The sequence below is a fragment of the Acinetobacter sp. UBA801 genome (genome assembly GCA_002296655.1).
Lineage (GTDB): Bacteria > Pseudomonadota > Gammaproteobacteria > Pseudomonadales > Moraxellaceae > Acinetobacter.
Genome location: DBIN01000047.1, coordinates 1 through 21,413, shown reverse-complemented (window position 1 = coordinate 21,413; position 21,413 = coordinate 1). Strand labels below are relative to the sequence as shown.

At 39.6% G+C, this 21,413-nt stretch carries 20 protein-coding genes; 12 read left to right on the top strand and 8 right to left on the bottom strand.

The window, feature by feature from the left end:
* The first annotated feature begins 449 nt into the window (after positions 1-449).
* From gltB to B2W49_RS09485, 11 genes are all read left to right on the top strand, one after another.
* Complete coding sequence (gltB, locus tag B2W49_RS09535; protein WP_291340468.1) at positions 450-4,925, top strand: glutamate synthase large subunit; 4,476 nt, start codon at positions 450-452, stop codon at positions 4,923-4,925.
* Between the two features lie 91 nt (positions 4,926-5,016).
* A complete protein-coding gene (locus B2W49_RS09530) occupies positions 5,017-6,438 on the top strand; it encodes an FAD-dependent oxidoreductase (RefSeq protein WP_291340467.1) in 1,422 nt (473 codons plus the stop codon).
* 291 nt (positions 6,439-6,729) lie between these two features.
* Positions 6,730-7,320 (top strand): LemA family protein, encoded by a 591-nt coding sequence (locus B2W49_RS09525; RefSeq protein ID WP_291340466.1) that lies wholly within the window; start codon positions 6,730-6,732, stop codon positions 7,318-7,320.
* A gap of 19 nt (positions 7,321-7,339) precedes the next feature.
* Positions 7,340-8,440 (top strand): TPM domain-containing protein, encoded by a 1,101-nt coding sequence (locus B2W49_RS09520; RefSeq protein ID WP_291340465.1) that lies wholly within the window; start codon positions 7,340-7,342, stop codon positions 8,438-8,440.
* Entirely contained in the window at positions 8,434-8,994 is a 561-nt protein-coding gene (locus tag B2W49_RS09515) for a TPM domain-containing protein (protein ID WP_291340464.1), read from the top strand. The genes B2W49_RS09520 and B2W49_RS09515 overlap by 7 nt, the downstream gene beginning before the upstream one ends.
* Before the next feature lie 19 nt (positions 8,995-9,013).
* Positions 9,014-9,361 carry a hypothetical protein gene (locus B2W49_RS09510; RefSeq protein WP_291340588.1) on the top strand — a complete coding sequence of 116 codons (348 nt, stop codon included), beginning with the start codon at positions 9,014-9,016 and terminating at the stop codon, positions 9,359-9,361.
* A 362-nt stretch (positions 9,362-9,723) separates the two neighbouring features.
* Entirely contained in the window at positions 9,724-10,785 is a 1,062-nt protein-coding gene (locus B2W49_RS09505) for a UDP-N-acetylglucosamine 2-epimerase (RefSeq protein WP_291340463.1), read from the top strand.
* 96 nt (positions 10,786-10,881) lie between these two features.
* Entirely contained in the window at positions 10,882-11,130 is a 249-nt protein-coding gene (locus B2W49_RS09500) for a glycosyltransferase (protein ID WP_291340462.1), read from the top strand.
* Complete coding sequence (locus tag B2W49_RS09495; RefSeq protein WP_291340461.1) at positions 11,127-12,224, top strand: glycosyltransferase; 1,098 nt, start codon at positions 11,127-11,129, stop codon at positions 12,222-12,224. Before B2W49_RS09500 ends, B2W49_RS09495 begins: the two co-directional genes overlap by 4 nt.
* Positions 12,211-13,302 (top strand): non-hydrolyzing UDP-N-acetylglucosamine 2-epimerase, encoded by a 1,092-nt coding sequence (gene wecB / locus B2W49_RS09490; RefSeq protein WP_291340460.1) that lies wholly within the window; start codon positions 12,211-12,213, stop codon positions 13,300-13,302. Before B2W49_RS09495 ends, wecB begins: the two co-directional genes overlap by 14 nt.
* 11 nt (positions 13,303-13,313) lie before the next feature.
* On the top strand, positions 13,314-14,078 hold the full coding sequence (locus tag B2W49_RS09485; RefSeq protein ID WP_291340459.1) for a glycosyltransferase family 25 protein: 765 nt from the start codon (positions 13,314-13,316) through the stop codon (positions 14,076-14,078).
* Between the two features lie 3 nt (positions 14,079-14,081).
* On the opposite strand, the gene B2W49_RS09480 is transcribed toward B2W49_RS09485, so the two are convergent.
* The 7 genes from B2W49_RS09480 to B2W49_RS09450 all read right to left on the bottom strand — a co-directional run bounded on the left by B2W49_RS09480 (position 14,082) and on the right by B2W49_RS09450 (position 20,098).
* Complete coding sequence (locus tag B2W49_RS09480; RefSeq protein WP_291340458.1) at positions 14,082-14,846, bottom strand: FkbM family methyltransferase; 765 nt, start codon at positions 14,844-14,846, stop codon at positions 14,082-14,084.
* Positions 14,798-16,018: a lipopolysaccharide biosynthesis protein gene (locus tag B2W49_RS09475; RefSeq protein ID WP_291340457.1), complete on the bottom strand. Its 1,221-nt coding sequence runs from the start codon at positions 16,016-16,018 to the stop codon at positions 14,798-14,800. Before B2W49_RS09475 ends, B2W49_RS09480 begins: the two co-directional genes overlap by 49 nt.
* Positions 16,019-16,024: 6 nt before the next feature.
* Complete coding sequence (locus B2W49_RS09470; protein ID WP_291340456.1) at positions 16,025-16,876, bottom strand: glycosyltransferase family 2 protein; 852 nt, start codon at positions 16,874-16,876, stop codon at positions 16,025-16,027.
* Complete coding sequence (locus B2W49_RS09465) at positions 16,873-18,840, bottom strand: hypothetical protein (protein WP_291340455.1); 1,968 nt, start codon at positions 18,838-18,840, stop codon at positions 16,873-16,875. Before B2W49_RS09465 ends, B2W49_RS09470 begins: the two co-directional genes overlap by 4 nt.
* Positions 18,841-18,899: 59 nt before the next feature.
* Positions 18,900-19,319 (bottom strand): pilin, encoded by a 420-nt coding sequence (locus tag B2W49_RS09460; protein ID WP_414630597.1) that lies wholly within the window; start codon positions 19,317-19,319, stop codon positions 18,900-18,902.
* Between the two features lie 360 nt (positions 19,320-19,679).
* Positions 19,680-19,934, bottom strand: coding sequence for a type II toxin-antitoxin system Phd/YefM family antitoxin (locus tag B2W49_RS09455; RefSeq protein ID WP_291340453.1), 255 nt, complete (start codon positions 19,932-19,934; stop codon positions 19,680-19,682).
* 47 nt (positions 19,935-19,981) lie between these two features.
* On the bottom strand, positions 19,982-20,098 hold the full coding sequence (locus B2W49_RS09450) for a DUF1778 domain-containing protein (RefSeq protein ID WP_291340586.1): 117 nt from the start codon (positions 20,096-20,098) through the stop codon (positions 19,982-19,984).
* A gap of 374 nt (positions 20,099-20,472) precedes the next feature.
* On the opposite strand from B2W49_RS09450, the gene B2W49_RS09445 reads away from it, so the two are divergent.
* Positions 20,473-20,919 (top strand): pilin, encoded by a 447-nt coding sequence (locus B2W49_RS09445; protein WP_291340584.1) that lies wholly within the window; start codon positions 20,473-20,475, stop codon positions 20,917-20,919.
* A gap of 240 nt (positions 20,920-21,159) precedes the next feature.
* On the opposite strand, the gene B2W49_RS09440 is transcribed toward B2W49_RS09445, so the two are convergent.
* Positions 21,160-21,413, bottom strand: a 254-nt coding sequence (locus B2W49_RS09440; protein ID WP_291340452.1) for a transposase, incomplete at its 5' end; no start/stop codon positions are given.

The following is a 21,413-nucleotide window of genomic DNA, read 5'->3' as shown; positions in this document are numbered from 1 at the left end:
ATTGAGCTATTCTGGCTCAATTGCACCAATTTGATCAAAAAAAACTACTCTTCTCCCGAATAAATGCGTTCTAAAATGGCGCAGCATGGTGTACAAAAAGAATCAAGTGCACAAAAACAGTGCGAATTTGACTTAAAAAAGCGATTTTATTTTACATTTATGCGCTGAATGCTGAAATTTAGCTCATGGTTGAAGAAAAATAAAGTTGGCATTGTTTTTGCTTTTATTGGTGCGTGAATTGAGTTGTTGTCCCTATTTTGGCGCAAAAAATTCAATGATTGTGCGAAACTGTCAAATTTACCTGCTACATTCAAGTATAAAAGTTGCGTAAATGAGAGATAGGTCATTTACTCAAAGTTGATGTTTAGAGTTGTAAATTGAGTTAAATCGCAAAAACAGATTGTTTAATTGGCCCAATTGGGCAAGTAAAAGAAGGGTACGCTATGCACATGCCATCGCCTAATACTGTAGCTCCCACTCAAGGTTTATACCAACCAGATGAGTTTAAAGATAACTGTGGTTTCGGTTTAATTGCCCATATGCAGGGTGATGCAAGCCATGATCTCGTCAAGACTGCCATTCATAGTTTAAGTTGCATGACCCACCGTGGTGGTATTGCTGCAGACGGTAAAACGGGCGATGGATGTGGTTTGCTGTTGGCGATGCCAAAGCAATTTTTCCGCGAAGAAGCAAAACGCTTAAGTGACATTACCCTCAGTGAAATTTTTGCCGTGGGTACGGTTTTTCTGAACCTTGATCCTGCTTTGGCTGTTCATGCTAAAAATATTTTGACTAAAGAAATTGAAGCGGAAGGCTGTAAAGTTTTAGCTTGGCGGGTGGTGCCCACCAATAATGACGCATTGGGCGAAATCGCCATGCAGTCTTTGCCTGCGTTTAAGCAAATTATTGTCAATTGCCCATTGGGTGTGACTGAAGTTGAATTTAACCGCAAATTATTCTTGGCGCGTCGTCGTGCCGAGCAGCAATTGACTGCCGATCCATATTTTTATGTGACCACGCTATGCTCAACCGTGATCAGCTATAAAGGCTTGATGATGCCTGCAGCGATTGCAGACTTCTATACCGACCTTGCCGATGAACGTTTGGCATCACATATTGTGGTGTTCCACCAGCGTTTCTCGACCAATACTTTGCCACGTTGGCCGTTGGCGCAGCCTTTCCGTTACTTGGCACACAATGGTGAAATCAACACCATTACCGCCAACCGTAACTGGGCGATGGCACGTACCCCTAAATTTGAAAATCCATTATTGCCAGGTTTGACAGAGCTAAACCCAATTGTAAACCGTACAGGTTCAGACTCCTCTAGCTTAGACAATATGCTGGAAATTCTGGTGGGTGGCGGAATGGATTTATTTCGTGCCTTGCGCATGTTGGTTCCGCCTGCATGGCAGAACGTCGAAACAATTGATGCCGATTTACGCGCCTTCTATGAATTTAACTCTAAACATATGGAAGCATGGGATGGTCCTGCAGGTTTGGTGATTCAGGATGGTCGACATGCCATCTGTATGCTAGACCGTAATGGCTTACGTCCTGCACGTTGGGTGATCACTAAAAACGGCTACATTACTTTGGCCTCTGAAATTGGGGTGTGGGGTTATGAGCCTGAAGATGTAATTTCTAAAGGACGTGTTGGCCCAGGTCAAATTTTGGTGGTGGATACCTTTACAGGCAAAGTGCTCGATACGCAGGATGTAAATAACCATCTGAAAAGAATGCGTCCTTACCGTGAATGGTTACGTGAAAATTCAATCCGTTTACAAGGTAGCCCAGAGCTTGAAGAATATTTGTGTGATCAGGGTTTAAAAGGTGATGCCTTAAAAGCCGCACAAAAAATGTTTATGGTGACCTTTGAAGAGCGTGATCAATTATTGCGTCCAATTGCAGAAAGTGGTCAAGAAGCCGTGGGTTCTATGGGTGACGATACGCCAATGGCAGTATTGTCGCGTCAGGTACGCCATGTGTCGGATTATTTCCGTCAGCAGTTTGCACAGGTGACCAATCCACCGATTGATCCATTGCGTGAATCGATTGTGATGTCGTTGGAAACTTGTTTAGGTCGTGAACAAAACGTATTTGAGCAAGGCCCAGAACATGCAGACCGCTTGATTATTTCAAGCCCTGTACTGACCAATTCCAAAATGCATCAGATTCGCACTTTGGGACGTAAAGGCTATGAAATTGCCGACATCGACCTGAACTATGCTGAAAATGAAGGTTTACAAGCTGCGATTCAACGGATTTGTGAAACTGCTGCACAAGCGGTGCGTGAGGGTAAAACTTTATTAGTACTCACCGATAAAAAAATCCGTGAAGGTCATTTACCGGCCAATGCAGTCATGGTGACTGGTGCTGTGCATCACCACTTAATTCAAGTCGGTTTACGTACCGATGCCAACATTATTGTGGAAACAGGTTTTGCTCGTGATCCGCACCAATTTGCAGTATTGCTTGGTTTTGGTGCAACCGCAGTGTACCCATATTTGGCTTATGATGTGATCAATGACTTGATTGCCAAAGGTGAGTTATTGGGCGACCCTGTTTATGCACAAAGCAATTTCCGCAAAGGCATTGAAAAAGGCTTGCTTAAAGTCTTATCCAAAATGGGCATTTCAACTGTAGCTTCTTACCGCGGTGGACAATTATTTGAAGCAGTCGGCTTATCTGCTGAAGTGGTGAATACCTGCTTTATTGGTGTACCAAGCCGTATTCAGGGTGCTACTTTTGCCGACCTTGAAAATGATCAGAAAAAACTGGCAGACACTGCGTGGAAATCACGTAAGCCAATTGATCAGGGTGGTTTGCTGAAATTTGTCTTTGGCAAGGAATACCATGCTTTTAACCCAGATGTGATCAATGCGTTACATAAAGCGGTGCGTTCAGGCAATTACTCAGATTTTAAAGAATATGCAGAAATCGTGAACAATCGCCCTATTGCGACCATTCGTGATCTATTCAAATTAAAAACAGACCATTCCATTCCCTTAGATCAAGTGGAATCGGTTGAGCAAATCCTGCCACGTTTTGACTCTGCGGGGATGTCTTTGGGTGCGTTATCGCCAGAAGCACATGAAGCGATTGCGATAGCCATGAATACCATTGGTGGACGTTCAAACTCAGGTGAGGGCGGTGAAGACCCTGCACGTTATGGCACGATTCGTAACTCGAAAATCAAACAGATTGCTTCGGGACGTTTTGGGGTAACGCCTGCTTACTTAACCTCTGCAGAAGTGTTGCAGATTAAAGTGGCACAGGGTGCAAAACCAGGCGAGGGTGGTCAGTTACCAGGCGGTAAAGTGAATGGGTTGATTGCACGGTTACGTTATTCTGTGCCAGGTGTCACTTTGATTTCACCACCACCACACCACGATATTTATTCGATTGAAGACTTGTCACAATTGATTTTTGATTTAAAACAAGTCAATCCACAAGCCATGGTATCAGTCAAGTTGGTATCTGAACCAGGTGTGGGGACCATTGCAGCAGGTGTAGCCAAAGCCTATGCCGACTTCATTACCATCTCGGGCTATGATGGCGGTACAGCAGCATCGCCACTGTCATCTATTCACCATGCAGGTTCGCCATGGGAGTTGGGTTTAAGCGAGGCGCACCAGGCATTACGTGTGAATGACCTACGTGGCAAAGTTCGTGTGCAAACCGATGGTGGGTTAAAAACTGGTTTAGATGTGGTGAAAGCGGCAATTTTAGGTGCGGAGAGCTTCGGCTTTGGTTCAACCCCAATGATTGCCTTGGGTTGTAAATACTTACGTATTTGCCACTTAAATAACTGCGCAACAGGGGTAGCGACTCAACAAGATCATTTGCGTCAGGAACACTATATTGGTGAACCACAAATGCTGATCAACTTCTTCACTTTCATTGCGGAAGAAACCCGTGAATGGTTAGCCGCATTGGGTGTGGCGAGCTTGAAAGACTTGATTGGCCGTACCGACTTGCTGGAAATTTTACCAGGTGAAACTGAAAAACATGCGCACTTGGATTTAAGTGCTTTGTTGGAATCGCACCCTGCGGCAGAAGGCAAAGCGCAATACTGTCAGGTTGAAGGCAATGCGCCATTTGACAAAGGTGTTTTGGCTGAAAAAATGATTGCAGAGATGTTGCCTGCAATTGAAGCAGGTACAGGGGGCGATTATTACTTTAATGTGAGCAACTGTGACCGTTCAATTGGTGCGCGTATTTCAGGTGAAATTGCGCGTCGTTATGGTAACTTGAGCATGGAACATCATCCAGTCAAATTGAACCTTACGGGTACAGCGGGACAATCTTTAGGTGTTTGGAATGCAGGTGGTTTGCATATCAAACTTGAAGGTGATGCCAATGACTATGTGGGTAAAGGCATGGCGGGGGGGCGTATTTCCATCTTCCCACCAAAAGGTTCGCCTTTCCAAACGCAGAATACTGCCATTATTGGTAATACCTGTCTCTATGGTGCAACCGGTGGTAAATTATTTGCTGCAGGTACGGCAGGTGAGCGTTTTGCGGTGCGTAACTCAGGTGCTTTCGCGGTGATTGAAGGTGCAGGCGACCATTGCTGTGAATACATGACAGGCGGTATTGTGACTGTATTGGGCAAAGTGGGACATAACTTTGGTGCGGGCATGACCGGTGGTTTTGCCTATGTACTGGACTTAGATAATGACTTCGTTGACCATTACAACCATGAACTGATTGAGCTGAATCGTATTTCGACTGAAGCGATGGAAGAACATAAAGAGTTCTTGTGCCGTATTTTAGATGAACATATTAAAGAAACAGGCAGTGCGTGGGCGTATAAAATCCGCCATGAGTTTGATTTCTATAGCCGTAAATTCTGGCTGGTAAAACCAAAAGCTGCCAACTTGCAGACTTTGTTAAAAACTACCCAAGCAGATCCACAATAATCCACGACTCAGCATTCGGCAGATGTGGATAACTTTAGACTTATACCCAGTGTAAATGTCGCGTTATCCACACCCACCTACGGAGAAAGACATGGCAGAACGCCTACATAATGACTTTCAATTTCTGGATGTAGCACGCCAAGATCCAGAGAAAAAAGATCTCGATGTCCGCAAAAATGAGTTTGTGGAAATTTATAAACCGTTTACTGCAGAAGTGGCGGCTAATCAGACCCATCGTTGTTTGGGCTGTGGTAACCCGTACTGTGAATGGAAATGCCCTGTGCATAACTACATTCCGAACTGGCTTAAACTAATTTCGGAAGGCCGTGTTTTTCAGGCGGCAGAATTGTGTCATCAAACCAATACGTTGCCTGAAGTTTGTGGACGGGTATGCCCACAAGACCGCTTGTGTGAAGGTGCATGTACCTTGAACGATGGTTTTGGTGCAGTAACCATTGGCAATGCTGAAAAGTACATCAACGATACCGCTTTTGCCTTGGGTTGGCGTCCAGACATGTCGCATGTGAAATGGACCGATAAAAAAGTGGCGATTATTGGTGCAGGCCCTGCAGGTTTGGGCTGTGCCGATATTTTGGTGCGTAACGGGGTAAAGCCTATCGTCTTTGACAAACGCCCTGAAATTGGTGGCTTACTGACCTTTGGTATTCCAGAATTTAAAATGGAAAAAGATGTGATGAAACGCCGCCGAGAAATTTTCTCAGGCATGGGGGTTGAATTCCGTTTAAATACAGAAATTGGGACAGATATCACGATTGAACAATTGCTTGCCGATTATGATGCCGTGTTTATGGGCATGGGCACTTATACCTATATGAAAGGTGGATTTGCAGGCGAAGATTTAGATGGCGTACACGATGCGCTGGATTTCTTGATTGCCAATGTCAACCGTTGCCAAGGCTGGGAAAAAGACCCTGCAGACTACATTAGCGTTGAAGGCAAAAAAGTGATTGTACTGGGTGGTGGGGATACTGCCATGGACTGTAACCGTACATCAATTCGTCAAGGTGCGCAGCAAGTCACTTGTGCCTATCGTCGTGATGAAGCCAATATGCCAGGTTCACGCCGTGAAGTGACCAACGCCCGTGAAGAAGGGGTGAATTTCTTATTTAACCGTCAACCCATTGAAATTATCGGTGAAAATGGCAAAGTCACTGGTGTTAAAGTGGTGACCACGCAATTGGGTGAGCCAGACAGCCGTGGTCGTCGTAGTCCAGAGCCTGTTCCAGGTTCAGAAGAAGTTCTTGCTGCTGATGCAGTATTGCTTGCTTTTGGTTTCCGTGCCAGCCCTGCAGATTGGTTTGCCTCTGCCAATGTTGGAGTAGACGGTTCAGGTCGTGTGCTGGCAGCAGAACAGCAAACATTTAAGTTCCAAACCTCTAACCCGAAAATTTTTGCAGGGGGCGATATGGTGCGTGGTTCTGATTTGGTCGTGACTGCAATTTGGGAAGGTCGTCAGGCGGCAGAAGGTATTTTAGATTATTTAGATGTCTAAACGAGTTTGTTTTGCTTAGATCTTGAAAGGGCTGAGTTTTAAGGAATTCAGTCCTTTTTTATTGAATATTTTATCCAGCTCATCTTCTTGTGGAATATATTGCCATCCCTGATTTATATAAGGTTTAAGAGCAGAAACCTCAATATCAATTCAATCTACTGTGCAAGGTTATTGTTTGATGTAACCAGTCTGCTGATATCTCCGATTAAACAAAATACACAAACAGGTCAGAATTTCACGTTAGAATGATATCATTTCAAATAAATACCAAGAAAATTTAGAGGTTAATGTATGAATTTCACAAAAAAAACCATGCTCGCAGTGGCTTTAAGCAGTACCTTGACTTTAAGCGGTTGTGGCTATAACACCTTACAGGTGAAAGATGAAGCCGTAACAGCGGCTTGGTCAGAAGTCCAAAACCAATATCAACGCCGTGCCGATTTAGTGCCAAACTTGGTGAATGTGGTCAAAGGCTATGCCAAACATGAAGAACAAGTCTTGACTGAGGTCACTCAGGCACGCGCCAATGTCGCAGGCTTAAAAGTGGATAAGTCGGTATTGGAAGACCCTGCGTTATTCCAGAAATATCAGGAAGCACAGGCGCAAATGACCAGTGCCTTATCACGTTTAATTGCGGTGTCTGAAAATTATCCAGACTTAAAAGCCAATGAGCAATTCCGTGAGTTACAAGTACAACTAGAAGGCACCGAAAACCGTATTGCCGTTGCGCGTAACCGTTACATCAGCACAGTGCAAGACTTTAACAGCTATGCACGTCAGTTCCCGCAAGTGATGACCGCAAAAGTCATTGGCATGGACACCAAACCAAACTTCAGTGCCGAACAAAGCGCACAAACAGCACCGAAAGTTTCGTTTGAATAACGCCTAGGAGGATGTCTGGATGCTGCAATTGCACAGCAAGACCCACATGAGTCTAGCGCAGATGCTGCTGCTGATGGTTGTCATGTGTTTTAGTGGCTTGGCATATAGTGAAGTTGCTACAGCAACCGATGAAACCGCCGAAGCTGTGGTGCTGGGTAAAATTGTGCAGCAACAGCATCCTCAAAGTGCAAACCCCATCCCAGATCTTACAAATTCACGCCAGCCTACATCGAGCACTCAGCAAGCACCTATAGAAACACCCGTTCAGCAACCGCAAATTGCCCATGATATGGCAGAGGGTGAATCTATCCGTGCTTTGCCGACCTTGAATCAGCCCGTGGTCGATCAAGCCAATTTGCTCACTGCTGCAGAAAAACAGCAAATCAGCCAGCGAATTTTAAATTTACATCAACACGCCAAAGCGCAAATTGGGGTGGTGATTGTACCGACCACAGGGCAGGAAGATATTTTTGATTTTGCCATGCGGGTCGCAGAACAATGGCAGTTGGGTTCTGCCAAGCAAGATAATGGTGTGTTGATGGCAATTGCAGTTAATGACCGCCGTATTCAGATTTTAACGGGTTATGGTTTAGAGGGCGTGCTGCCCGATATTGTGGTCAGTCGGATTATTAACCAACGTATTACGCCGTATTTTAAACAAGCGCAATATGCACAAGGCATAGATGCAGGCTTGGCAGAAATTGAACGGATTTTAAACTTAGACCCCGAAGTTGCTGCACAGGCTGCGCAAGAACTGAAACAGCGTCAGGAACAAGCGTTGCAAGAGCAACAGGCACGTGAAAAAACTTTGAGTAGCGCCTTGTTTATTTTAATTGCAGGGGTAATTGGCTCACTGATTGTTGGAAAACGCTTAAGTGCTTCAACCGCTGCCGTGGCAGGTACAGTGGCAGGTTTGGTCAATGGTGCAGGCTTAATCACCAGTTTAATGATTGGCGCGGGAATTTTCTTTTTACTCATCACTGCCATTGCACAGACCATTTTCCAAATTTTCTTATCTTCTGCAGGGCGTGGAGGCGGACGGGGCGGTGGTTTTGGCGGCGGTGGCTATAGTGGCGGCGGCGGTGGCTTTGGTGGGGGAGGAGCATCAGGATCATGGTAACAACAACCGATACAACAGAAATTATTACTCAACCGAAAATGGGCATTGTAGCCCGTCCGAGTGTTAAGCGCTGGCTGAAGCATTTCTTTTATTTACCTGCCACCAAACGTTTTTTTAATGCACAAGATCAGCATGCCATTGCAGAAGCGGTGACCGCCGCCGAGCATGGGCATGTGGGTGAAATTCAGGTGGTGATAGAAGGTTGTTTACCCTCGCGTTTGGCTTATTATGTCGATACTCATGCCCGCGCACGCCAATTATTTGCTGAATTGGGTGTTTGGGATACTGAACTAAACAGCGGGGTTTTACTGTACCTGAATTTGTGTGAGCGCAAAGTGGAAATTGTGATTGACCGTGGCATTAAAACCGCGACCACGCAACAGATGTGGGATGAAGTCTGTGCGCATATTGTGCAGGGGTTGGCACAGCAGCAGTATCGGCAAGCAGTAATCACAGGCGTACAAGAAATTGGTGAAATTTTGGATGTGTTTTATGACTGTCAGTTGCTAGATACACAGAATGAATTGGGCAATACGCCGATTATTTTGGGGTGATTTATTATACATTGATTAAATAAGAGCAGAAATTCACTTAGAGCGACTAAAAGCCAACAAACCGATTGTTCTACCGCAAGGCTCTGCGATTAATAACGATACGGTTGCAATGGAGGCTGGACGTAAACGAGGCTCGATCAAGAAGAGCCGTCATGCTGCATTGATTGAAGCAATTGAACAAGCTGCACAGGCAGCAGGGCAAAATGTTCTTTCGCCTGAACAACGGATTGAGCAAGTGAAAAGTAAGACCAAAGCGGTGAAAAGTGATTATGAGCAGCTGAAAGAAGATTATGAAAAATTGCTGGAAAAGTGTAATTCGCTGTTGGTGGAAAATTTTGAATTGAGGCAAAGTACTCGGACTTTATAATTGAGATAGCCACTAAATTTTGTAATTTAGTGGCTATTTGATTTTAATTCGCCTTACAAAAAGATGAATTTATTGCTAAAATTTTATATACTCCATAAACCCTTTAAATTAATTAGGTGGTTTATGTCGCACTTCAAGTTTTACTCTGCCATTGTTTGCCTTGATCTATACCATAACGAATAGTCGATTCTATATTTTATTCATAATTCAGGGTAATATAGCTAAATTTTCAATCTACCAAGTCAACTAGCATAAATAAAAAATTCTTGTTGTGATTTGGAATCTGCTCCACTGATTGGGGGGTTAGCAGTTGAAATTGTGTATTAATGTATCAATTCATTCTATATTTATTTAGAGGAATTATGACTAAATATAATATTTTCATAATTGGAACTCGTGCCCAATTAATAAAAGTTGCACCAACCTTAAGGGTATTTGAAAAACAAGGCCTTCCATTAAAATTTATCTTGACGGGGCAGCATAATGATACTATGGACGACATCATTGAAGAATTTGGAATAGAAACCCCAGCAATACCATTAATTAAAAATAAAGAGCACTCTTCAATTTTAGCTTTATTGTTATGGTTACCTCATATTTTTTTATTAATTATTCTTACATTAAGAAAGTATAAAAAATCAAATATTTTTGTTCATGGTGATACATTAACAACCTTGATGAGTACATTAGCTGCAAAGCTTACAGGTCATTCTGTTATCCATTTGGAAAGTGGTTTGACATCTAATAATATTTTTAATCCGTTTCCCGAAGAGATAATACGAAGAATTGTCTTTCGATGTACAGATGTTGCTTGCTGTCCTAGTGAACAAGATACTCAGCACATGAAAAAATACCCTAAAGCTAAAATTCTTTATACTCATGGTAATACCATTTTAGATAGCATTATCTATTTAAAGATTGGAGAGAATACAAAAAAAGAGTCTAAGACAATTCTAGTATCATTACATCGCTTTCATAATATTTATAATAAAGAAAGATTGCTGTCTATTGTAGAAATACTTATTACTTTGAGTGAAGAATATACGATTAATTTTGTTCTTCATCCAGCAACACAGAAAAAGTTATCTCAATATGGTTTGTTGGAAATACTAAAAAAAAATAGAATTAATCTATTACCAAGGATGGTTTATCAGAAATTTCTAAATTTTGCATTATCAAATGAAATTGTTATTACTGATGGTGGTTCGAATCAGGAAGAATTAGCATATTTTGGTCATCCTACTATTATCTTAAGAAAGACAACTGAGAGGCAGGATGGTATAGGTGAAAATGCTATTTTAATTAATGAGCCATTGAATATTGTTAAATTTATTATATCCAGAGAATACACTCGTCTACAAAAACAAAAACTGAATCTAACGTCCTCACCCAGTGAAATAATTGCTAATTACTTTAGATCATAAGATATTGAATACAGGAATAACTTAATGAATATATTAAACTCACCAACCACCATTTCCCAGTCAAACATATTCCCTAAATACCTAGAGAATTTTGGTATGGTGGCAATAGAAGCTGCTGCACATGGTTTACCTACAGTCGCGTTTGCCACAGGTGGTATTGTGGATGCGGTAGCCGAAGGTGTCTCGGGTTATCTGGTCGAAAAGAACAACTATAGCCAGCTGAGTAAACAAGTTATTACCTTGTTAGCCACCCCCTTACCAAAAGAGAATATCCAAGATTTTGCGAGGCAGTTTGAGTGGGGGCGTTTTGGTAGTAAGATTAAAAGTGTGTGCTCTAGAATATGATAAATATTTTATTTATAGGCAAGCGTTTTAATACCAATCGTGATGCACTAACTGAAAAGTTTGGGCGTATTTACCAGCTCCCCTATCATTTATCTAAAGAAGAAGATATAACACTTAAACTATGGATGGTTGATTACCATACTTACAAAAAAGAACTAGTTCAAAATAACAAACTTCATATTATTTCAACGCCAGTAAAAAATGGAATGGTATTTAGCCAGTACTTACAAGAAAATTTTAGTAAAAATAAATATGATATTATTATGGCTAGTGGTGATTGTTATATAGGTCTTATGGCTTATCTGTTAGCAAAATCACATAAAGCAAAGTTTGTTTTTGATATCTATGACAAATACGATGAATTTGGTGGATATATCAAACCATTTGGTTTTGACTTATTTGGGTTTTTACTAAAAAAAGCAGATATACGGCTTTTTGCTAGCCGTATACTATTGCAAAATTTAGGGCAATCACAATACGATGCAATCTTGAGTAATGGTATAGATGCCAAACATTTCAGACCAATAGATAAGACCGAAGCACGAACAAAGCTACAACTGCCACTAACACAAAAATTTATTGGTTATTTTGGTAGTATGGAACCAGATAGAGGTGTACAAGACCTGATTACTGCCGTAAATATATTACGTCTGCAAGGTCAGAATGTGGAGTTGCTTCTTGGCGGTAAGTCTGATCCCAGCTTAGACCTAGATCAAGCGGGTATTCGATATTTGGGCAATGTTCCGTTTGAGAATATTCCTTATGCGTTGGCAGCTTGCGATGTGTTAGCAATACCACACCGCCGCTCGGCTTTTTTGGATGCTGCTGCACCTAATAAAGTCAGTGAAGCTCTAGTGATGCAGCGTCCTATTGTTGCAACACAGTCACCAAATTTATTTGCCAATTTTCCTAAGCAGGCTATAGAATTAGAGCCATATTTAGCAGAACCAAGTAATCCTGAAAGCTTAGCACGAGCGATCATAAAGCAGCTTGATCAGCGTCATTTGGTAGGTGAGCTAGATAATATATATTGGGATCAGATTTCATTGGTGGTAATAGATCGTTTAAAAGAATTGTATGATGCAAAAGTCTAAAACCATAATATGTATCTCCGGTACACGCCCTGAAGCAATAAAAATGGTACCCGTTATCCGAGCACTAAAAAATAGCGACTGGGCTAACTGTGTGGTTGTGGTAACAACTCAACACCGAGATCTATTGGATCAGATGCTGACACGGTTTGGTATAGTAGCCGACTACGATCTAAACTTGATGCAGACGAATCAAGGGCTTACTACAGTACTTGCTCGCATGTTACCCACTCTAGAAGAGATTATTCAAAAAGAGCAGCCTAATGCAGTATTAGCAAAAGGAGATACTGCAACTGTATTTGGTGCAGCATTGGCAGCTTTTCATACAAACATTTCGTTTGGGCATATAGAAGCAGGGCTACGAACTCATAACCTTGAGCAGCCCTTTCCAGAGGAAGGTTATCGGCAAATGGTTTCTCGTATTACTCGCTGGAACTTTGCTCCCACAAAATCGGCATCCCAGGCATTACAACAAGAAGGTATTAGCCCAGAACAAATCTATGTGGTCGGCAATACATGTATTGATACATTGCTACAAACTGTACAAACACATCCAGCACCATCCGGACAGAATGATAAACGGGTTATATTGCTTACGGCACACCGTAGAAAAAGTTTTGGTGAACCACTAAAAAATATTTTTACAGCAGTCTTGGCGATTTTAGACCAATATTCGGATGTCCATATCTTATATCCAGTACACCCAAATCCAAATGTACAGCAATTAGCACATGACATGCTCGGGAAGCATGCTAGAATTAGGCTGGTAGAGCCTTTGGATTATTTCGAGTTTGTATCTGCTATGCAGGCTGCATACTTCATCATGACAGATAGCGGAGGCGTACAAGAAGAAGCACCCGCTCTAGGTAAACCTGTCCTTGTTTTGCGAAAAACTACAGAACGTCCAGAACCTGTTATGGAAGGTGTGGCAAAACTAGTAGGTACAGAAGTGCATGATATTATCTTAAGTGCTAAAGCTTTATTCGATGATAGGGAATATTACCAGCGTATGGCTAGGGCGTATATGCCTTATGACGATGGAAAAGCAGGGGAAAAGATAATAGGTGTATTAAAAAACTAATGAAAATATATATGATAAGCCTTGAGAGAGATTACATACGTCGTAACGAATTAAAGTGCCGATTTCCGATAAATTATCCACTGTTTTCATGGATTAAGGCTGTTGATGCTACTCAAGAAATGATAAAAGAATTTGATAGTAAATTTGGATGTAATTCAAAATATAGGAATAAAAAACCGCTGACATTTGGTGAAATGTGTTGTGCTGTATCTCACTTATTGGCTTTAGAAGATTTTGTTAAATCAGATTCTAATTATTGTTGTATTATTGAAGATGATATAATTGGTAGTGATAAAGATTTTGAGATGGTTCTAAAAAATGTTGAAAAATTTCCATTAAATTCTAGTGTGTGGATATTGGGTGGTCAGCAAGGGATGAAAAATGCACGGTATCTATCAGGATATAGATTAGCTAGTAATTTATGGAAAATCCCAAAGGAATCAATGTATTTTTTAACAAGAGCTTGCTGCTATGTAATAAATCAGGAAGCAGCGAAAAAAATTATTGAAAGTCAGAAAAATCTGTTACGTAGATCAGATATTTGGGAATACTATTCAACATTAGGGATTAATTTTTTTTACTCTAATATTTTTGAGCACCCAATTGATTTAAAAAATAGTAGATTAGAATATGATAGAAAAGACAACAATACTTTAATATCAAAAATTATGACTGATGGTATTTTAAATTTGGTATATAGAAATATTTTAAAAATATATATTAAGTTACTACGGTTTTTTTCAAAATTAGATAAAGTACCCATAAAAAATAATTAAAAATCATTCTTTTAAGCTAGCGTATATATCACTACCATCTTTTTTTAAAGTATAATTTGATAATATGTCTATTGCTGTATTCAGTTCTTCTCTATTTAAGTTGGAATATTCAAATCTTATTAACTTTGGGGATATACAATTAAAATCAATCATCTTTAGCACTTCAACATCAAAGCCTTCTGTATCTATTTGTAAATAGTCAATTTTTTCTAGGTTATTATTTGTAATTAGTTCCATTAAATTTATGCATGGAACTATTTCCTCAATAATATCTCTTTCTAAGATATTATGCTTTATTAAATGGTTTTTATTAAATGATGCAATACCATTTGCCCAGTATCCATAATCACAATATTTTAGTGGGTTCAGTTTGAATATGGTCATATTTTTTTCAGTAGGGTGCAACGCATATCTAACAGGTCTTACAAGGTTATAAAAAGAATAATTAAGTTGAAGCTTTTTAAAAAATTCTTCTAAAGGCTCTACAGCAACTCCTTGCCATTTATATTTAAGGACTATTTTATATAAGCAATCATGTGAAATACCATCATTAGCCCCAATTTGTAAAAACTTAATATTTTTGTTTTTTTTAGCGAATGCTGTTAAGATTTCTTCGCTATGATTTGGTACAATTTTTACCAATTTTAAGTTAAAGATTTTTAGAAAATTCTTCCCTATAACTCTAAATATATTATATAGCATATATTGCTTTCCTTCAGCTAAACTTTTACTGCATCTAAGAGCAAAACCATACCAACCATTCCCCATTCCGAAATAGCCAGTGCCAATACCATACCGACCACACCAAGCAAAGGATAAAAAATAACAGCCCCGACAACAAGTGCAAACATACCAAAAATTTCGACACCTGCTCTAGCCCAAGGTCGGTCTACCGCCATTAACATACTCGCAAGACTAAGCCTAAGCGCAAGAGCAGGTATAACCCAACAGAGCCATTGCAGGATTTGGGTAATACCTTGGTATTGTTGCCCAAATAGCCACTCTACCCACGGCGCAAACAACCATAACAGCCCAGCCAAAATAACACCATATACCAGTACCGAGACCAATATCCAACGATTCAGCCGTTCTGACTGTGCTTTTGTCTCAAGCTGCCCTCGGAATAATCGAGGTAATGCCGCCAGTAATAAGGCGGTGACAGGCAAAGTGGCAGCACCCACTACTCTTGAGGCTGCAATATAAAGTCCGCCTATTCCTAGAGGCAGTAGCTTCACAGCCAGCATCTTATCTAGCTCACTAGGTCCTGCAGCGGTGAGTGCTAATGTGGCATAGCCTGCACTATGTTTAAGCTGTGGTGGGGTTGCCAGTTGCCACTGGTGAGGATGGAGCCAAGCATTTTGTTTGTACCATTTCATACAGAATAATGCCACTACCGCACTAATCAAGTATAGCCAAGCAAACACAACCAAAGGATGAGATACCGCGAGCAGCATGACCACGAATGCTGCTAAAGTTCGTAAGGCTAAAGGAAAAATCATCAATAGTTGGGAACGGGCGGTTTTTTCAAGCGCCAGCTCTTCGGTGGCAGGAATCAAAAACAAAGGAAGCAGTATGGTTTCCGTTAGCCCGATACAAAATATAATCGACCCAGATAACCCAATATTTTGAAAAAATAACAGATAGCTGGCAATATAAACAAAAAATAGAATACTGCCCGTGATCAACGTCGTCGGTACAGCATAGCTGAGTACATGTGATCGTCGTTCTGGATCTTTGGCAACCTCAGCAAACAAAACAAGATGCGTCCCAAAAGTTGAAAATGTACCCAGTAATACAGCTAAAGCTGCTATCCCAGCAAAAGCAGCGTATTGGTCGGGCCCAAGCATGCGGGCGATGACAAGCAAAGTACCTGCTTGGATGAGTAAACGTAAACCCAGTACGGCACTAGTGCGTAATGTAGAGCGAGCTATCGGGCCCATAGAATATTATTGACTATCCTTATACATCAAAGCCGTCACCTGCTCTGAAATAAGACCCATTAAAAAAATCATAATACTTCCTGTATAAAGTAGAGCACTCATATTGGTAAAACGACCTGCATCCCACAAAGTATAGCCATACCAGCCCGTTCCAATCATAAATAGGAGAATCGCGATTGGTAAAAACATCTTTAAAGGTGAAAATAGTGTGGCAATTTTAAAAATAATTAGAAAGAAGCGCACACCGTCTTTCAGGGGGTGAATATGACTTTTACCTATGCGTTTTGCTGCATGTATTGGAACATAAGTTACGGAGTAACCTGCGCGGAAAAAAGCCATGGTGCTGGTGGTTGGGTATGAAAACCCATTCGGTAGTAAATATAAAAACTCACGGAATTTGTCTGCTCGAACAGCACGAAAACCAGAGGTGAGGTCTTCTACTTTTTGTTCAGTCATATACGTTGCAAGATTGTTGTAAAGTGCATTGGCAATGCCGCGACCAACACTAGCTTGTGAGCCTTTTTGTCTTGCACCAACAACTAAATCATAGCCTTGTTCAATTTTCTCAATCAAGCGAGGGATATCTTGTGGATCATGCTGCCCATCTGCATCCATAAATACAATAATGTCACCTGTTACAGTACGTGCCCCTGTTTTAATGGCTGCACCATTACCTTTGGAGTAGGGATGAGTAACTACTTTAGCACCAGCAGTTTCTGCGACTTGTTTTGTTTGGTCTGTAGAACCATCATTCACCACAATAATTTCATGAGCAAGCTGTAATTGTTGAATCTGTGCAAGGGTTTGACCAATTGCAGCAGACTCATTTTTTGCAGGGAGAACGATACTAATTTTCATGGTTTGCTCTTTTTTTTAGTAAGCATAGCATTATCAATATTACGCTGTTCAATCTCAATCTCTTTGATCCAAACATTCTGAGTATCGAGTTGCTTTGCTCGTTGCAATTGTTGTTTAGCTTGGGTCAATTTATCTTGTAGACGATATACTTGCGTAAAAATTAAGCGTCCATTAACATCCTCATGTAACGTGATCGCATGTTGCATAAACTCTTCACCTTTTTTAAAATCAGAAATCACTCCCACAAAATATTGTGTTAATAATTTATAAATTTCTGATTTTAAACGATTGTCTATTCCTTTGTTATCTAGTCCAGCAGCAATAATCGATATAGCTTGCTCATGAGGCACTTTACAAAAGCCATTAATTTGACAATTTGAAAAGGCACTCAAAAAACTGACATTACTATTTTGGAAGGGTTTATATTCCAAACGCCAGATTAATTCATTAATGGTTTGCTGTGAAACAGGCTTTTCAAGATAAGATGCTAAGTGTAACTCAGCAAACCAAGCACCATTCGCAGGTATGTAGCTATTTTTCGCTTTATTTAAGGCGTGTTGAGCAAGCTGTGCATAATGCATTTTTTGTTGTGAATTAGGCTCGTTTTGCATTAGTTTCATATAAATACGAGCCAATTGATAATTAGCGCGATCTGACTGTGGGTGCATCGCCGCTTCATACACTGCATGATCTACAAGATTTGACCAAATTTCGGAGCGCTGCCATGTTGTCCATGCTAAATTTGCAATATAGATAGCACTTAATATATAAATAAAAGGTTGAATTTTTTTATTATTAATTTGGGCAATATAATAGACTGCTGCAACTATAAAGCCAATGATGCCAAAGTAATTACGGTGTTCATGGACTAATTCAAGACTAACAAAAGTTGATTCGAGCAACTGACTTATCACATACCAACCCCAAGCAAAAAGTAACATAGGGTGTTTTTTAAACAAGGCTATACAAGCTAGGCTAATTCCAAGCAGTCCAGCAAAAGAGTATAGTGTTGTTATTGGCTGAGTGATTGATTTGGAAATAGTAAAATCATCATGATATAAACTTAAATCCGAAAGTAATGGATAAAAGGTCATTTTTAGATAATAAAAAATCACTCGTGATTCGGTAAGTAGTCGCTCATCTAAAGTAAAATCACGTCTTGCGAAATTTACAGGGTTAAGATAGGGTGGCAATAAATATAAAAATATTAATCCAGCAGCAATTACTCCACCCCAAAGCATATGAATTAATTTAATTTTTTTGATATAAATCGGTTGAAATTGTAGGTTTCTAGCTTGGAAAACAATCAATTCAACCCAGTAAATTAAAGGAATAAATAAAATTCCAGATTCTTTGCTTAGCATTGAGGCTAATAGACTTAAAGCTACACCGCATAACGCAAATATAGTATTTAACCCCGTGATTGCTCGAGTACGCCAAATACAATAAATAGCAAATGCGAATAATCCAAATAATGTGGATAGGCTAGTCATGCGTTGTACAACGTACAATACGCTGGTTAGATTTAAAGGGTGAATGAGCCAGATTAAACTGACTAAACAAGCAAGATATACGGCAGATTGAAGTGAAATTCTTTGGTATTGGTGGCTTAGCCATTGAAATAATTTTAGGCTAATAATAAAAACCAATAAACCATTGATTAAGTGAATAAATAGATTCGTAAGTTTAAAATAAAAAGGCTCAAAACCCGTAAAATAATAATTTAGTGCAAAAGACAGCATACTGATTGGTCGACCCAAAGGTCCTGCGCCCCCCGACCAAAATGCAGCACTTAAACTATTCCAGTCTAATGAAGTAATGGCTAATTTTTTATTTTCCAGAATATTTGCAGAATCATCAAAAACATAGTCACCCCATAATCCAGGGTAATAGATTAAATATGTTGCCCCTAGAATCAGGATAAAAACAATATATAAATTATATTTCTTTAGAAAGTTAAGCATAAATTTTCTTTTTAAAATAAAAAAGAAGCACCATCAAGATGCTTCTTTTTATCTAACTATTAACGACAGTTAGATGGTAAATATTTATTATCAACCTTGGCAGTAATACCTGCAGTTGTACATGTCCAAGTTACACCACCAGCAGTATTCGCACCTTGTAATTTAAGCTCTGCGTTATCGGTAACTTTACCATTATAAGCTACAGTAATTGCACTGCCGTTTACTGTAACAGATTTAACTGCATTACCCGTAATACTTGCAGCTGTTGCTAAACCAGCAGATGTGTTATTTGCTGGCCAGCGACCATTAGAAGAGTAGAACTCTGTTACCGCAGCTTTAGCACCAGCAGCCAAACTAAGGCCTTCAGAAACGTGAGAACGCTTCGTGTAGTTTTGATAAGCAGGAATCGCAATTGCAGCCAAAATACCAATGATCGCTACAACGATCATAAGCTCGATGAGCGTGAAGCCCTTCTGCATTGTATTCATAACATTCTCCACAAATGTTGTTAATTTAGTTATAAGCTTTGTAAGCTATTTTAATCTTAGCACTAAACGTGCCAACTTTTATTATAGACAATTTACACAGAAAAACAGCATCTTATACATAAAAAAATTCAGACTATAAATTTCACTGTATATTTTTGTTAAAAAGTGACAAATTTTGTCAGGTTAAATTTTGTACTTTGGACAAATATTGTCATTGTGTGATGCGTATCACATATATTCGGTTGTTCTTTTTTAGGTGTTGTGATGTCGTTCTTTATGTTGAAGTCCATTGCTTGAAATTTTCGGGGTATAGTAGGGCGCTATTTCTACCATCGTCTGTGCATCTCAATCTCACTCTTTACTGAGTTTATGACACGTTATTTCAGTTGCTTTAATTTGCGCGATTGAATCGCGTAACCGTTTTGTATTGGCTGGGCTTTTGAGTAGGTGCGCTGTTTCTTTAAAGGTATTACAATCATCTAGACTTATCACCACCACGGCTTGTTTATCTTCTCTATTAATAAGTACAGGTGCATGATCGTCTATAACGTAATCGAGTGTATCCGCTAAATTGTCTTGCAGCTCAGCACATGTAATGACTTTCATTTCTGCTCCTTAAAAATTTTCTTTATCTAAAAGCTTGGCAGCCTGTTTTAATCGGGTAGGACCTTATTTTGAGTTTGACATACTTCAACAAATTGCTCGAACTGAGCATGACTTAACTGAATATGAGAGTGTTCTTGTAAAACTTGCGGTGCGTGATTTTGAATTAAATAAATAAAAAACTCGGTGAGTGTAGCGTAACCTAGAGTAGTGGCAGTTCGTTATGCCAATTGCTTTGTTTCAGCATCTAGATGTATTTCTATAAACTCGTTGTTGGTCATTAGTCATCTGTTTTTGAGCATAAAATTTTAAGGTCGGGATGAATACAAAAAATATATTTTGGTGACTGCTCATTTTTAATTAGGCGGAATAAAACACGTTTTTAACATCTTACGCATTTTTGAGGATATGGACAAACTTGAAAAATTTGTCGTTATAAAAGCATGTCCATATGGACAAAATATAAAATGGAGTAAATGAATAGAATTCAAAAGTTTGGAGCGTGTCCATATAAAGTGACTTATGGAATGTTAAAACATTGATGATCGTTGTAGCGATCATTGGTATTTTGGCTGCGATTGCGATTCCTGCGTATCAAACTTATATTGCAAAATCTCAAGTCACCCGAGTAGTTGGAGAAACTGCAAATTTAAAAACTGCAGTTGATACTTGCATGAATGATAGCCGTTTAACAATCGGTGATGGTTCTGGTGAATGTGATCCAGCTGCAACTGGTTCAAACTTACAAGCAACAGGTGGTAACGCTGCTCCTTCAATTGCTACCTTACCTACAGGTACAGGTGTTCCAGAAGTAACTTTGAATACTGACGGTTCAGCAACAATCGTTGCTACTTTTGGTAACAATGCATCAACAGCGTTGACTCAAACTCCTGGCACCATTACACAAACACGTGCTGCTGATGGTACTTGGACATGTGCAGCTGCTGGCTTTGATGCTAAGTTGGCACCAGTTTCTTGTCCTATTTAAGTTGTGTGTTAAAAAGATATTTATTATTAAATATTTTGTAAATAAAAGTCTCACATATATGTGAGACTTTTTTATAGAATTTAATATATTAATTTATTTTAGGGTGTTAATTCAATTATTTTAATAAAAATTAATTACATAGGGTTATTTACAGAAGATCCAAATAATTAGGTTTTAATGTAAAAGTTTAAATTTGTATTTCAATAGTTATTGAAACTTAAATTATTTTATAAGCTGTCATTAAAAAGTAAACATGTATTCTTTTCCGAATTGGTTTGATACTCTCTCCACCCATTGCTCTATTTTATCAGCTGTCATGACTTGAAAATCTCGCCAATAATATTTCATCTGCTTCCATACCATCTCGATTCGATTTAACTCAGGGCTATAAGCTGGAATAAAATACAAATTCGTCGAAAAGTTACTTTTAAGTAGCTCTCTGTAATCAGCCATCTTTTTACTTCTATGAATCGAGGCATTATCAACAATAAGAA